The 14,591-nt window shown below is 66.9% G+C and carries 8 protein-coding genes, 3 pseudogenes and 1 riboswitch; of the genes and pseudogenes, 1 reads left to right on the top strand and 10 read right to left on the bottom strand.

Annotated elements, in window-relative coordinates; translation table 11 throughout:
- Positions 1-100 precede the first annotated feature (100 nt).
- Positions 101-320: riboswitch (cobalamin riboswitch) on the bottom strand.
- A gap of 95 nt (positions 321-415) precedes the next feature.
- Together TSH58p_RS34645 and TSH58p_RS32905 are read right to left on the bottom strand one after the other, a co-directional pair.
- Positions 416-519: pseudogene (locus tag TSH58p_RS34645) on the bottom strand (hypothetical protein); the annotation flags it as partial.
- A gap of 20 nt (positions 520-539) precedes the next feature.
- Positions 540-709: pseudogene (locus TSH58p_RS32905) on the bottom strand (TonB-dependent receptor plug domain-containing protein); the annotation flags it as partial.
- 220 nt (positions 710-929) lie between these two features.
- Here TSH58p_RS32905 and TSH58p_RS32900 point away from each other — a divergent pair.
- Positions 930-1,163, top strand: a complete 234-nt coding sequence (locus TSH58p_RS32900) for a hypothetical protein (RefSeq protein ID WP_146205815.1) — start codon at positions 930-932, stop codon at positions 1,161-1,163.
- A gap of 2 nt (positions 1,164-1,165) precedes the next feature.
- Here TSH58p_RS32900 and TSH58p_RS01725 read toward each other — a convergent pair whose 3' ends face one another.
- The 8 genes and pseudogenes from TSH58p_RS01725 to TSH58p_RS01690 form a co-directional block, all read right to left on the bottom strand.
- Positions 1,166-1,717, bottom strand: a complete 552-nt coding sequence (locus TSH58p_RS01725; protein WP_247873835.1) for a hypothetical protein — start codon at positions 1,715-1,717, stop codon at positions 1,166-1,168.
- 8 nt (positions 1,718-1,725) lie between these two features.
- Positions 1,726-4,821 carry an efflux RND transporter permease subunit gene (locus TSH58p_RS01720; protein WP_109068168.1) on the bottom strand — a complete coding sequence of 1,032 codons (3,096 nt, stop codon included), beginning with the start codon at positions 4,819-4,821 and terminating at the stop codon, positions 1,726-1,728.
- Positions 4,818-5,918, bottom strand: coding sequence for an efflux RND transporter periplasmic adaptor subunit (locus TSH58p_RS01715; protein ID WP_109068217.1), 1,101 nt, complete (start codon positions 5,916-5,918; stop codon positions 4,818-4,820). Before TSH58p_RS01715 ends, TSH58p_RS01720 begins: the two co-directional genes overlap by 4 nt.
- Positions 5,919-5,967: 49 nt before the next feature.
- Complete coding sequence (locus TSH58p_RS01710; RefSeq protein WP_109068169.1) at positions 5,968-7,443, bottom strand: GntP family permease; 1,476 nt, start codon at positions 7,441-7,443, stop codon at positions 5,968-5,970.
- A gap of 25 nt (positions 7,444-7,468) precedes the next feature.
- Complete coding sequence (locus tag TSH58p_RS01705; protein ID WP_109068170.1) at positions 7,469-8,752, bottom strand: patatin-like phospholipase family protein; 1,284 nt, start codon at positions 8,750-8,752, stop codon at positions 7,469-7,471.
- Positions 8,753-8,775: 23 nt separating this feature from the next.
- Positions 8,776-10,275: a carboxylesterase gene (locus tag TSH58p_RS01700; protein WP_109068171.1), complete on the bottom strand. Its 1,500-nt coding sequence runs from the start codon at positions 10,273-10,275 to the stop codon at positions 8,776-8,778.
- 650 nt (positions 10,276-10,925) lie between these two features.
- A pseudogene (locus tag TSH58p_RS01695) lies at positions 10,926-11,021 on the bottom strand (transposase); the annotation flags it as partial.
- Between the two features lie 42 nt (positions 11,022-11,063).
- Complete coding sequence (locus tag TSH58p_RS01690) at positions 11,064-14,378, bottom strand: DEAD/DEAH box helicase (RefSeq protein WP_146205816.1); 3,315 nt, start codon at positions 14,376-14,378, stop codon at positions 11,064-11,066.
- Between the last annotated feature and the right edge of the window lie 213 nt (positions 14,379-14,591).

The raw sequence follows: 14,591 nt of genomic DNA, 5'->3' as shown, positions 1-14,591 counted from the left end.
CGGGGAGAACTGGCGGACGTCTTGCGGAACACACGCCGCGTCCGGAACGGAATCCGACTGGGCGCATGGCAAGCGTTCCACCGGGACACCCCGCCCGAGGACGTTTCGTTGTGGTGCTGGCAGGTCTCCTGGCTTGCGGGTCGTCGCCGCTCCGTCCGGCCTTCCCAGCGCCGACGGGCGCCAGTGGCAGGAAATGACGGAACGGCTCACCGCTCACAGTTGCGGGGGCAGCCCCGGCCTCGCCGCAGGACGCGGCTCACCGGGTTCCCTCTTAGCTTCCGGCGGAGGCCGCCGGAAGAACCAGTACCGGCACCATTCATGGGGAACCCCGCCGTTCCGGTCAAGCTTTGTGAACGAAGGGTTGCAGAAAAGGTTGGGGAACCGCGATGCACGCCGCCTCCGTGGCGACGTCCGGTCACGGTGTGCCAGGGGCGCCCGTTTCGGGAACAAAGATCAGGCGCCCGTCCGGCAGGCGGTAGGTCGTTCCCGCAAGGACCCCCGGCCTTCCCCGATGGTGCCGGTCGATTCGCAGCGGATCATCTTCCGCCCGTCCCGGCCGCCAACCCGCCCTGGGCGGTCAGGCTGCCATGCCAGGCATCGGTGGCATGGCGGGTGATGACGTTGACGACACCGCCCAGAGCTTCCGACCCGTAGAGAGCGATGACATCGGTCCGCGCACCCCCTCGATGCGCTCGATGGCTTCCGGCGGCGCACAATACGGCTGGCGACGTGGCAAAAGGGCAAGAGAGTATCGTTTCCGCCCGAGGGCGGGCGCGGCTGACACGGCGATTCATGAATGTCCTCCAAATCCCCTTGGCGTGGGGAGGGCCACCACGCCTTTGAATGTAATGTTATAACATTACATTATGCGGTACAACCCAACCGAACGGCCTCAGTGCCGCCACTGGCAGCTCCAGGGAGATGACATCATGACCGCTGTCTCCTTCAGCGACGCACCGATCTCCACCCGTCTTCAGGCCCGCGAGGCTTGCACCATGTTTCCGACCCGGAGTCCCGCGGCGGACCACCGTTTTCCCGTGACCGTGCTGTCCGGCTTTCTCGGCGCCGTCCTTAACGATCCTCCCCACCGCATCATCTCATCTCGCCTTTCGCCAGGAATGGTCAAAGCGAACTGCTGCATGATTGGTCAGCGACAACGCTGAAATCAATAGCGCACAACAACTTCGGCGGACGAAAGACGAAGCAGCAGGCGCTGACGGCGGCGCTTTCCCGGCGGCAGCAACTCGTAAAGAAAGGTCTCGATGGGCTTCCAGACCGAGACCCACCCAAGGATGACAAAACTTTCCTGCAAAATCCGGGTCGCCGGGCGGGCTGGAAGATTATTGGCAATCTGCCAAGCAAGGAAAAGGCAGATGGACAGCACCACGAAGCCGATCAGGGCCGCTTGGCGCCATGTTCGGATCGACTCGCGAATGCTTTTCGCCTCTCCGGCGGCACAGGCGGTGAAGTGTCCGATCAGCGCGGCGGCGACGTCGAATGGCGGAGACCGCGTCATTTCCTCGGCCGGGAGATGGATGACGATGCGAACCGGTTGATTCCTGGGCTGTGCCCCCACGCGCCTCAGGAAATACTCCTCGGCGTCCGCCGTCAGACGGCCTTCGCGGAACGGCGACGGATCGATGCTGTCGAACAACTGCGACAGGTGGCTGAGCCTGATGTCGATGGCATCGTTCTCCCTTTCCATCGGCATCGTCATCTCCGCGTTCAAGACCGGGCGTTCCGAGGCGGCCGCATCGCCGAGGGGGGTACCGGAACCGGCCTGCGCCCCGTCTCACGGCTGCCGAACCACGCCACGTAGAGCGTCGGAAGGAATATGAGCGTCAGCAGCGACGCGACGAGAAGACCGCCCATGATCGCGAAGGCCATCGCGCCCCAGAACACGGTGAAGGCAATGGGGATGAGGCCGAGCACGGTGGAGGCGGCGGTCAGCATGATCGGGCGGAACCGGGAGCCGCAGGCGTCGATCACGGCGTCCGGGACGGCTTGTCCAGCGGCCCGCTCCGCCTCGATCTGCTCGATCAGGATCACCGCGTTCTTCGCGATCATCCCAACGAGCGCGAGGACCCCGAGGATGGCGACGAAGCCGAGCGGTTGGCCGGACGCCAGCAACGCCAGCACGACGCCGATCAGACCGAGCGGCACCACGCTCAGCACCATCGCCAGACGCTGGAAGCTGCGAAGCTGGACCATCAGCACGGTCAGCACCAGGAGCAGCATCAACGGAATGACGGCGAAGACCGACGCGCGGCTTTTGGCGCTTTCCTCCGCGATCCCGCCGACCTCGATGCGGTATTCCGGCGACAGGGTGGCCGACAGGTCGGCGATCCGGGGCGCCAGGGCTTCGATGGCGGATTCCGGCAGAGTGCCGGGAGCCACGTCCGCCTGCAGCGTCAGGGTCGGCTGTCGCCCGCGTCGCCAGACCAGCGGAAGATCCTGGGCGTATCCGAAGGACGCCAACTGGTTCAGCGGAACGCTTCGCCCGTTCGGCAGGGACACCGGCAGGCTGCGCAGCGTTTCCACCGACAAGGTCTGTCCACGGGCGTCCCGTGCCAGAACGTCGATCAGATAGATGCCGTCGCGGATGGGCGTGACGGCGCTTCCCGAGACGGCGGCGTTCAGCATCCCGGCGACGGCGGCCGAACTCAAGCCCAGGCGCCGCGCCTCGTCCTGGTCGATCCGCACCCGCAACTTGCGGGCGGTCTCCATCCAGTCGAAGTTGATCCGCCGCGTCTCGGGAAAGGTCGCGACGACCTGCGCGAGCGTCATCGCGATCTCGCGCACCTCGCTCGGGTCCGGCCCGACGACGCGGTACTGGAGCGGCCATCCGACGGGCGGCCCGAGTTCCAGCGGGTACACGCGCGCGACGGCGTCCGGGAACTCCTCGGCCAGCAGGGTCTCCAGGCGGGATTGCAGCCGGTCGCGCGTCGCCACATCCGTGGTCACGATCACCGCCTGTCCGATGAAGGGGTTGGCGAGCTGGACGTTCAGCGGCAGGTAGAAGCGGATCGCGCCGCGCCCGGCGTAGCTGCTCCAGCGCGCGACCCCCGGCTCCTTGCCCAGCAGCGCGTCGAACCGCTCGACCGCCGCGCGCGTGGCGTGGATCGAGGCGTTTTGCGGCAGGCGGAGATCGACCAGAAGCTCGACCCGGTCCGACGGCGGAAAGAACTGCCGCGGAACCAGCCCCAACGCCAGGATCGCCGCGGCGAACAGGCCGAGCGTCGTCGCGATCGTCAGCCTGCGGAACCGGATCGCCTCGCCCAGCACGCGGCGGTACAGCCGCAGCACGGCGCCGGGTTTCCCGTCCTGTCCCGGTTTGGGCGGCCGCAGCAGCATCATTCCCAGGACGGGTGCGAAGACGGTCGCGACGAGCCACGACGCGATCAGCGCGATGCCCACGACGGCGAAGATGGAGAAGGTGTATTCGCCGGCGGAACTCTGCGCGAATCCGATCGGCACAAAACCGGCGATCGTAACCAGCGTGCCGGACAGCATCGCCATGGCCAGAGCTTTGTAGGCGTAAACGGCGGCGACCTCCTTCCGGTCGCCGGCGGCAAGCCGCCGGGTCATCGCGTCGACGGTGGTCATGGCATCATCCACCAGCAACGCGAGCGCGATGATCAGCGCGCCCAGCGAGATGCGCTGCAGGTCGATGCCGAGCAGATCCATCACGGCGAAGACGATGGCCAGCGTCAAGGGAATCGTGATCGCGACGACGGTCCCCGCCCGCAGGCCGAGCGCGATGAAGCTGACGATCAGCACGATCACGACGGCCTGCCACAGCGACGTGATGAAGTCGGAGATCGCCTCGTCCACGGTGCGCGCCTGATCGGCCACCAGATGCGCCTCGATCCCCATCGGCAGGCCGGCGCCGATGCGGGCCATCGCCGCCGAGACGTTCCGGCCGAGGGCGAGGATGTCGCCGCCCGGGCGCATGGCGATGGCGAGCCCGATGGCCGGCTCGCCGTTCACCCGGAACAGCGGCTGGGGCGGATCGGCCAGATCGCGGCGCACTTCGGCCAGATCGCGCAGGCGCAGCATGCGCCCGCCGGCCACGAAATTGACGTCGAGGATGTCCTGTTCCGACGCGAAGGCGCCCGAGACCTGCAGGGACAGCGCCTCCTTGCCGGTGCGCAGCACGCCGGCCGGGCGCACCGCGTTCTGCGCCTGAAGCGCGGCGACCAGGGCGCCGGGCTCGACCCCCAGCCCCGCCAGCGTCTCCAGCGAAAAGTCCACGTAGACGCGCTCGTCCTGCTCGCCCAGAAGCTCGATCTTCGAGACGTCCGGAACGAGGAGCAGGCGCGAGCGGACGTCCTCCACGGTGTCGCGCAGTTCGCGATGCGTGAACCCGTCGGCGGTGAAGCCGTAGATGATGCCGAAGGTGTCGCCGAAATCATCGTTGAAGCCGGGGCCGAGGACGCCCGGCGGAAGGGTGTGCCGCATGTCGCTGACCGTCTTGCGCACCTCGTACCAGGTGTCGCTCACCGCGCGGCCATGCGTATTCCCGACCAGATCGACGAAGATCACGGTCGTGCCGGGAACCGTGTAACTGCGCAACGTGTCGAGGTTCGGCACCTCCTGCAGCGTCCGTTCGAGCCGCTCGGTCACCTGCTGGAGCGTTTCGTCCAGGGTGGCGCCCGGCCATTGAGCCTGCACCACCATGGTGCGGATGGTGAAGGCCGGGTCTTCCGCCCGGCCGAGCTTCAGGAACGCGACGGCTCCGGCCAGGACGACCCCGATCATCAGGAAGAGGACCAGGGAGCGGTTCCGGATCGCCCACGCGGAGAGATTGAAGCCGCTCATGGCCCGGCCCCGAGCATGCGGACCTTCTGCCCCGGCCGCAGCGCCTGCACGCCCGCGGTGACCACGATCTCGTCGGCTTCGAGCCCGCGCGCGACGATGACCCGGGCGAGGTCGTAGCGTTCAAGGTCGATGTTGCGCAACGCGACGGTGCTCGTCGCCTGATCGACGATCCAGACCGCCGGTTGCCGGTTCGCCTGCGTCAGCGCCGTTGCGGGAATCTCGAAACCGCCCACGCCGCCGACCTGGATCGACCCGTTGACCGTCGAGCCGAGGCGCATCGTGTCGGGCGGGTTCTGAAGGCCGACCCGGACCGTGAAGGTGCGGGTCACCGGGTCGGCCTGCGGCGCCACTTCGCGCACGCGCCCAATGGTCTGCACCGCGGGGTCGGAGGTCAGCGCCACCGTGACGATCGTGTTGGCGGGGGCGATCCGGAACACCGGTGCCGGAACGTCGAAAACGGCGTCGCGGCCGTCCCGGCGGGCCAGATGCACGATCATGCGACCGGCCGCCACCACCTCGCCGGGTTCGGCGCCGCGGGCGGTGACCGTGCCGGCGCCGTCGGCCACCAGCTCCGTGTAGCCGAGATGGTCCTGCGCGGTGTCGAACTGCGCCTGCGCCGAATCGACCTGCGCCGCCGCGGCCTTCAGCGCCTGCGCCGCGGTGTCGTAGCGGGCGCGGGTGGTCCAGCCCTGGCCCAGGAGGGTCTCCTGCCGTTCATAGTCGTTGCGTGCCAGGGTCTGCTGCCCCATGGCGGCGCTCAGGTTCGCCTGCGCCATTCTCAGGGCGTTGCGGGCGGGTTCGGGGTCCAGGTGCGCGATGGGTTGCCCCGCTTCGACTTGATCGCCGACATTCACCAGGCGCTCGATCATCCGCCCGTCGATGCGGAACGCGAGGCTGACCTCGTCCTGCGCCTGGATCTGGCCGGACAACGACAGGGTTTCGCCGCCCTCGTGCTTCGCGACCGTCACCACCCGCACGGGGCGGACCGGGTCCGCGACGGGTTCCTCGCCGGAACCGCAAGCCGCGAGCAGGATCGACGGTGCGGCGGCGAGCAGGGCCCGTCGGAAGCATGCGCGTTCGGCTCGAATGTGGTTCACGGATTCCCCCATTTTTGCGGCGTCCGGCGATCCCGATGTGAGGTTTGCCCTAGATTCCGAGGCGCTTGAGCAGGCTGGCCAGAACGATCAGGACGACCAGGGCGAGCATCGGTATGGCGGCGGCGACGACGAAGACGTCGCCGTAGGAGTCGCGATGGTTGAGTCGGCAGACGGTGAGCAGCGTGATGACGGCGCCGTTGTGCGGCAGCGCGTCGAGCGCACCCGAGGCGACCGCCGTCACCCGATGCATCACGTCGAGCGAGAAGCCGGAAGCCTTCGCCATGCCCACGAAGGTCGGGCCAAGCGTATCGAGGGCGATGCTCATGCCGCCGGACGCCGACCCGGTGATCGCGGAAAGAACCGTCACGGACGCCGCGACCGACACCAGGGGGTTGCCCCCGCCGATGGCCAGAATGGCCTGGCTGATCGTCCCGAAAACCGGAAGGGCGGCGATCACCGCACCGAAGCCGACAAGGCTTGCCGTGCTGAAGATCGGCAGGACCGAGGCGTCGGCTCCCTTGTCCAGGCTCGTGCCCAGATCGTCCAGACGGTTCCAGTTGCCGGCGATGAGCAGAAGGATGGCGAGAAACAGCGCCACGATGACCGCCCACACGCCGCGCACGGCCTCGATGGTCGTGGCCCCGAACCTTGGCTCGGCGAGGAAGGCGGTGTCCATCCGGGGAGCGACGACCTGGACGAACAGGAAATTGCTGGCGATGACCACGACGACCGGCAGCACCGCCAGTGCCGCGGGAGGCAAGGCGTCCGTGTCGGTGCGCTTTTGTGGGGTGGGGTCGGTGGACAGTTCGGCAATGTCGAATCCCTCGCACTGCGCGTGCTCGCGCGTCGCGCGGTCCAGCACCGGAGTGCTGTCGACATGACTGCCGTACCCCTCGCCGGAGGCTCTCGCGGCGGCGGCCCGGCGGTCCAGCCACAGGACCCCCAAAACGAACATCACGAGCCCGGTGACGATCCCGAGGCCCGGCGCGGCGAAGGCCGTGGTGCCGAGGAAGGGCATCGGGATCGCGTTCTGGATCGCCGGCGTCCCCGGCAGGGCCGACATGGTGAAGGTGAAGGCGCCCAGCGCCAGGGCTCCCGGTATCAGCCGCTTCGGGATGTCGGCGTCGCGGAACAGGGCGGCGGCCACGGGGTAGATCGCGAAGGCGACGACGAAGGCCGAAACGCCACCGTAGGTCAGGACCGCGCAGCACAGCACCACCGACACGACCGCGCGGTGCGGCCCCAGCCGGGCGCTGACCATCCGGGCGAGGGCCCGCGCCGATCCGGTGTCGTCCATCAGCTTGCCGAAGATCGCCCCGAGCATGAACAGGGGAAAGAAGGAGATGATGAAGGAGCCGGTGTTGGTCATGAAGATCTGGGTGTAGGCGCCAAGGATCGGCAGGCCGCCGGTCAGCAGAGCCGCGAGCAGCGCAGCCGCCGGAGCCGCGATCAGCAGGGTCACGCCGCGATAGGCCAGAAAGATGAGCAGCGCGAGCGCGGCGAGGACGGAGGCGAGATCGATCATGGCGGTGGCTCCGTGGGAGGCCTGCTCAGGGGGCTCCGTGCGAAGGCGGTTGGGTCGGCTCGGGGTAGCGCGCGTCGTAGGGATAGCGCGGGAAGTCCTTGCCGAGCCTCCGCCAGTCCGCCAGCCACCCCTCGGTGACGGTTCGCCCTTCCTCGCGAAGCGTCGCGAAGTAGTCCGGGCAACGGTTGAATTTCGAGGTGTGCTTGAGCCCCCAGGCGGTGCCGCGGGTCATCTTGATGGTCCGCACCGCGACGATCTTGTGGTTGTCCAGGGGTGGTTTCCCGTTTCCGTGGCGCTCGATCCACTGGTTGATCGTCATGATAGCGTCCAATTCCTGGTTGAGAGACAGGTTGCCGGCCAGATCGTTCTCACGGTCCCGGATGTCCTCGAGGCCGATGTTCGGTGAGGCGGGATGGAACTCCTGGGGATTGATGCGCACGATCCAGACCTCGTCCGGCTTTTCGTCCTTCACCCTGGCGTCGAGAAGGTCGCGCACCGGCGGGTTGCGCGAATACAGGCCATCCCAATAGTAGCCGTTGCGTGTGACGGTCCGGCCCGGCACGCAGGTCGGGAACACCATGTCGGGGATGACCTGTGCGGGCAGAACCTCCGGAAGCGTCCCCGATGCCGCCACGCCTTCCAGCGAAAGCGCCCGGCGCATGCGCCAGCGGGTGATGTCGTACTGGTTGATCTCCCGGCCGTCCGGTCGCAGGCCCATCTGTTCAAGAGTCTTGTTGGAATCGAACACCTCGAAATTGCCGCTGAGCACTTCGATGGCGCCGGCGAGAATCCGGATGTCGGCTTCGGCCACCCGCGGCCAATCGATCGCGTCGAAATGTGGACACAGGTCCTTCAGCAACTCCGGAAACCCAAGATACTGCCAGCGGGCTCCCATCATGTTGAGGCCGGCCAGCCCGAACCTGCCGGCGCTGGAATAGGGGTTGGACGCCGGCAGCGGCAATCCCTGCGATTTCCACTCCAGCAAGCCGGCGACCAGACGGTTGTGGGCGGTCTCGACCGGGGTGGTCGCGGCGAAGGTCGTCCATAGGAAGTCCAGGCGCTCGATCGCCTTGCCAATGGTGCCGCACGCCGCGTCGGCGGTGTTCGGGGCGAGGCCGTACCACGCCGCAAGCGCGCACAGCGCGCCCGCCGACGTGCCGCTGATCGCGACGATGTCGAAGGTGTCGCCGTCCCGCGGGTTCTCGTCCCAACTCTGCTTCGTCATCAGAATGGTCCTGAGAACGCCCCAGGTGAACGCGGCGTGCGTTCCTCCCCCTTGGCAAGCGATCGCGACCTTCTTTGTGGGCATGTCTTCACCGCCTTCCTGTGCGTCTAGGGAGACCGGCCGTTGGGAGACAGGTGGCTCGACGTTTCCCCGGACTCTTCCCCTGTCAGGGATTCCTCGATCCGCCCCAGCAGGTAGGGGAAGAAGGGGTTGGATGACATGCGGAGCAGGGCATCCATGCTGACAACCAGCGCTCCACGCTCTCCCCGGGCGGCCACCGCGCCCAGATGGATGCCGAAATCCTCGTTGGGGTCGGGGTGAAGGCCGTAAAGGGAATCGCTCGTCGGGAACGGAAGGGCGACGTGCGAGAGCGAATAGACGTCGGAGGGATAAACCAACCCCAATTCCTGCATCTGCTCCGTCTCCGTGCCGGCCTCCATCGTTCGTGCGACCACATCGGTGCGCTCCGGATCGGCGTTGGTGATGATCGTGGTCCTGAACCGGCGGGGCGGGGCGGGCAGGATGCGCGTCAGCATGGTTTCGGACGCCGAACTCAGGAGCGGGCCGAACTTGGTGTTGCGGTTCACGTCGAACAGCACGAGTTCGCTGCCGTTGGCGGGCAGGTGAGCGTACAGTCCGGATAGGATCGCGCGCGTGCTGACGGTGAAATCCATCACCGATTGGAAGGTGAGGATCGGCGCCAGCCCGTCCAGCCCGCCACCCGCGCGGCTTGCGATCCTGCTCTGGAGAGCTGAGGTCAGCAAATGCGACTGCCGCGCGCCGTTGACCGGAAAAGAGTTGTACTTGAAGGGGTTGAATTCCGGCACAACGCCAAGCCAAGCGGCTTTTGCGAACGGGGGGAATATCGCGGGCAAGCCGGCCAGACCGGCGAAACGCGCGAACGCGGTGATCCCGATCATCGGTGAGATCAGAACGATGCGGTCGGGACGCTTCAGCCGGGCCTCATCGAGGGTGTCGAGCGCGTACATCAAAGCAAGCGCGCCGCCGTTCGAGAACCCGACCACATGGAGCGGTTGGTCCGGAGCGATGCGCCGCTGCGCTTCCCGCGCCGCCAACCGGGTGGCGGCCAACCAATCTTCCCATTCGATATCGGTCAGACCCGCGGGAACCGTGCCGTGTCCGGGCAACCGTATGGCGATGGAGACGAAGCCGTACGATTGATAAAGACGGGCGATGTGACGAAGGCTGTAGGGTGAGTCGGTCAAACCGTGAAGGAACAGAACCGCTCCTTTGACAGGGCCGTTGGGCTCAAGCACATAGGAACGATTCCAGTCCTGTGAGAACTGCCCAGGATAGATTGGGCTTCCATCGAAATATCGGTTGACCGGAATGCGCTCTTCCGGAGGCAGCTTCTGGGTAACTTCTGATCGCACGCTGTCAAAGATGGCAGCCTCATTCTTCAGGTATTCGGGCCAGCCGATACGTTCCAATTCCTTATAATGGAGTTCTTTCGGTACAAATGTATGCCAGATTTCAAGCGGAAGGCCACGCTGCGAGTCATAGGCGCGCACAGATAGAAAAACCACAGCGCTCACGGCGATCAGCGCGACCGTTGTCTTTGCAATTTTCCAAGCCCATAGTTTCATGTAAGCATGACTTTCGAGTTCGGAGGCTTCGCTTATCTACCCCAAACCAGGGTAACCATTTTGAAGGCGCTTCGATGCACGAGGTCCAAAGCGTCGCGTGACACGCCCATGTTGATGACCGACGTGAAGGCTCCCGAACACAGGCAGGCATTCCGGTCATTGCAACCGACTGCATGGGAACGCCGGGACAATAATCTTGGCGTCCTGTGATTGGGCATGCCCATACTAGGTGAATGGCTTTCCCAATGAAAGACGACCATATTGATTAATCCAGGCAATCATTATGGTTTTTGTTTCATGCCGGTGAACGGCACTGCTGAACCACTGCATAGGATTTCAAAGGACAGTGATCTGTGAGTCGGTTTCCCATCACGATGGGGAGGAAAGAATGCCAGTGGCGTCGCCGATCAGGGAAAATCTGAGAGCCCGTTTGAGAAAGGCGGTTCGCCTGTTTTCCGAGTGGAAGCGGGAGGCCGGCGAACACCTCGATAAGCTGGCCTTGATCGGTGGTTGAGGCCGCTGAAAGGGGTGGTGGCGGTGAGAAGCCGGCGATTTTGGAGGCCGAAGGCCCGGTTTTGTGCGGAATGGCAAAAATATGCCGCGGTTTTGGCGCCATACGGGCGCCGTTCGCTCATCGAGCCAGATCAGATGTCGGAAATCTGATACTCCGCCTGCTCGTCCGACAAGCCGTACAACGCTTGCAGCACCAGGATCCTGAACATCATCACCGCGTCCAGCGTCGGGCGGAAAAGCTCGAAGTCCGCCATGCTGGGAGGCCAGGGATCGCCTCATGTCACCCAGGCCGCGCCGGCCGACGGCAACTGATCAAGCACGGCGCGTGCATTGCTCAAGATCTCCAATGGTCCTTCGGCGCTCAGCGCAACGATAAGACGGTCGTCTGTCCGGCGCACCTGCCCGGTCCACAGACGCTCCAGCGCCGCTTCGCGCTGGGCTCGGCAGGGCGTGTCGTTCAGGGTCAGCGATACACCCGAGGGGCCGGCGGCCAAGGCAGCGACGCCCAGCCTCCGGCACCGGGCGCGGAGCGCGGCAGTCGCCAGCAACAGCTCGACTTCTCCCGGCAACGGCCCGAAGCGGTCCTCGATCTCCTCGCGCAGCGGCTCGATCGCCGCTTCGTCGCGCAGATGCGAGAGGCGGCGGTGCAGCCCGATGCGCAACTCCTCCTCCGGAAGGTAGGCGGCGGGTATGGTCTGCGGCACGCCGAGGCGCAGTTCGGGGGAATCGTCCATCTCGGCGCCGGCCAGCGCGCGGGCCAGCAGATGCTGGTACAGCTCGGTTCCGACCAGCCGCAGATGGCCGCTCTGATCGGTTCCCAGCAGGTCGCCCGCCCCGCGCTGGTCGAGATCGAGCAAACTGAGGGCGAAGCCGCCGCCCAGGCTTTCGATCGCCTCAAGCGAGCCCAGCCGCCGCTCGGTTCGCTCGTTGAGCGGCGTGTCCGGATCGGTCAGGAGATAGGCGTAGGCCTGCGTTCCCCCGCGCCCCACCCGGCCGCGGAGCTGATGGAGCTGGCCGAGCCCGAACAGGTCGGGACGGCGGATCACGATGGTGTTGGCGCGGGGAATGTCGATGCCGGTCTCGATGATGGGGGTTGAAACCAGCACGTCGACCGTTCCTTCCGCGACATCGAACATGACCTGATCAAGTTCGGCCATGGGGAGACGGCCGTGCGCGACGGCGACCGACAGACCGGGGGCGAGCGCGCGCACTTCGGCCTCCAGCGCCGGCAGGTCGGCGATCCGGGGAGCGACGCAGAAGCTCTGTCCACCCCGCGCCTTTTCGCGCATCAAGGCGGACCGCAGAACCGAAGGGTCATAGGGGATGACCCGCGTGCGCACCGGGCGCCGCCGCACCGGGGGTGTATCGATGACGCTCACCCCGCGCAGTCCCGCCAGCGCCCCCTGCAGCGTCCGCGGAACCGGCGTGGCGCTGAGCGCCAGACAGTGGACGCCGGCCGAAAGCCGGGCCAATGCCCGCTTCTGCACGGTGCCGAAGCGCTGCTCCTCGTCGACGACGACCAACGCCAGGTCGGCGAAGCGCACCGTCTTCGACAGGAGGGCATGGGTGCCGACCGCGATCGCCACCGATCCGTCGGCGAGGCCTTCGCGCACGGCCCTTGCGGCCGACGCCGCCATGCCGCCGGTCAACGGCTCGATGCGCAGGCCCAAGCCGGCCAGCCGCCGTCGGAACACCTCCAGGTGCTGGCGGGCGAGCACGCTGGTCGGAGCAAGGACGGCAACCTGCCGGCCGGTGAAAGCCACCGCCGCAGCGGCGCGCAACGCCACTTCGGTCTTGCCGTAGCCGACGTCGGCGCAGACCAGATGGTCCATGGGGCGCCCGCTGGCGAGTTCGGCCATCACGGCGGTGATGGCGCGCCGCTGCCCCACGGTCTCCTCGTAGGGGAAGCGGGCGGCCACGCGCCGCATCGGTCCGGCCGGCGGCGCGATCACGGGGGCTTTCTTGCGGGCCCGGCGCTCGGCTTGGCGCACGAGGCTTTTGGCGGTTCGGCCGATCTCGCGCTCCAACTCCGCACGGCGGGTGACCCAATTCCCGCCCTTGAGCCCATCGAGCGCCACCTGGGCGTCGCAACTGCCGTAGCGCCACACGCGGTCGAGGTCGGCCGCAGGCACGAGGAGCCGATTCTCGCGGGCATATTCCATCACCAGGACGTCTTCCGGCTGGCCCCCGGCCTCAACCGTTTCGAGCCCGCGCACCGCACCGATCCCGTAGTCGAGATGGACCGCAAGATCGTCGGGCGACAGGTCGACGGGTGCCAGCGGGGCGACCGGGCCGGCTCCGCCCTCCGGACGGCGACGCTGGGCGAGCACCGTCACGCCGTCGAACGTGAAGCCCGCCGCGACCCGAAGCACCAGGACTGCCGGCGTCACGGGAGGTCCATCCACCGGCCACCGGTCGAGCACCGGCACCGGCCGGCCGGTCGTCGCCGACACCCGCTCCGCCATCCTGGCCGCGTCGGCGGCGTTCGCGGCGGCAATGATCACGGCCTCGCCCGCGGCAATCCTCTCTCCGGCGAGGCGGGGGAGGGTGCGTTCGGACACCGCCGGCGCCTCGCTGGACGACGCTCGCCCGTCGGGCTCCAGGGTCAGAACGGCGCGCCCCCGCAGCCCCGTCTCCCACGCGTTGCGGTCGAGGTGCATGACCGATGCATCGGCTTCCTCCACTTCGTCGAACCGCGCCTCCAGACGGTCGCCAACCCCCTCGTCGATAACGACGGGACTGTCGGCAAGAAGCTCAAGCAAGCTCGGCAAGCGGTCGTAGGCCAGGGGCAGAAGGCGCTCGAAAGCGGAGGGACGCCGTCCGGCGGCAAGTTCCTCCGCGAGCCCAGCGGCCATCGGGTCTCTGCGACCCTCCAGCCCATGGATCAACCGCGCGACGATCTCCGGCGCCGCCGGAATTTCGGTCACCGGATGAACGGAGATCCGGTCGCAGTCGCCCGTCGAGCGCTGGCTTGCCGGATCAAAGGTCCGTATCCGTGCGACCCGGCCATCGACGATGTCGCAACGGACGGGGCGGTCGGCGTCGCCCGGAAAGATCTCGACCACGGAACCGCGGAATGCGGCTTCCCCTGGTTCGTCGACCCGGTCGTCGAGGATGTAGCCGCCGGCAACCAGGCGCTTCCGCCAAGTCTCCTCGTCATAGAGTGTGCCCGTCGCGATGACCAGCGCGACGTCCGGCCAGGCGTCGGGAGGTGGGAGACGCTGCAGCGCCGCCTCGGCGGTCGCCAGAACCAACCGCCCGGTGTCCTTGGCCGGTCGGGACAAGGCGGCGATGGCGGCGGCCCGTTGCCCAAGAACAGCGCGCGATGGCTGAACCCGGTCGCCCAGGGGGACATCCCAATTCGGGAAGAGCACGATCTCGAGGTCTGGTGCCACGTCCCGGATCGCCCTGGCGAGCCGGGCAGCCCGGGTGTCGCTGCGGGTCACGACCAACGGCGCCCCCTGCGAACGGCCGGCGCCTCGGGCAAGCTCGATGGCCAGTGCGCCTTCGGCCGGGGCGGCGCAGGTCATGGACCGGCCCAGGGCGAAAGCGGTGCGGGCGAATTGCATCAAAGATGCGGCATCAGGCATGGCACACTGCGTCAGGGGAAACAGGAGCGGTTGGCTCTTAACAGTCCGGCGCCCATTCATTCCCAACAGAGTGAGCAAATTCGATGGGCGTTCCGGACGAAAGTGGCCGGCGGGCGTTTTCCCGCTCACGTTGTCGTTTCAGCCCTATGAGGAGAATCTTCGCTTCTTTTCCGGCTTCATGACCGAACGGTCCCTGTCTGCGGACGGGCACCC

Origin of the sequence: Azospirillum sp. TSH58 (genome assembly GCF_003119115.1) — a bacterium.
Taxonomy (GTDB): domain Bacteria; phylum Pseudomonadota; class Alphaproteobacteria; order Azospirillales; family Azospirillaceae; genus Azospirillum.
This window is presented reverse-complemented; position numbering and strand designations above follow the sequence as displayed.

What these genes read in the sequence shown, in the direction of transcription:
- TSH58p_RS01710 (WP_109068169.1), bottom strand. Translation starts at nt 7,443, where the DNA reads ATGATCGATCTCGCCTCCGTCCTCGCCGCGCTCGCGCTGCTCATCTTT.
- TSH58p_RS01705 (WP_109068170.1), bottom strand. Translation starts at nt 8,752, where the DNA reads ATGCCCACAAAGAAGGTCGCGATCGCTTGCCAAGGGGGAGGAACGCAC.
- TSH58p_RS01725 (WP_247873835.1), bottom strand. Translation starts at nt 1,717, where the DNA reads ATGACGATGCCGATGGAAAGGGAGAACGATGCCATCGACATCAGGCTC.
- TSH58p_RS01700 (WP_109068171.1), bottom strand. Translation starts at nt 10,275, where the DNA reads ATGAAACTATGGGCTTGGAAAATTGCAAAGACAACGGTCGCGCTGATC.
- TSH58p_RS32900 (WP_146205815.1), top strand. Translation starts at nt 930, where the DNA reads ATGACCGCTGTCTCCTTCAGCGACGCACCGATCTCCACCCGTCTTCAG.
- TSH58p_RS01720 (WP_109068168.1), bottom strand. Translation starts at nt 4,821, where the DNA reads ATGAGCGGCTTCAATCTCTCCGCGTGGGCGATCCGGAACCGCTCCCTG.
- TSH58p_RS01690 (WP_146205816.1), bottom strand. Translation starts at nt 14,378, where the DNA reads ATGCCTGATGCCGCATCTTTGATGCAATTCGCCCGCACCGCTTTCGCC.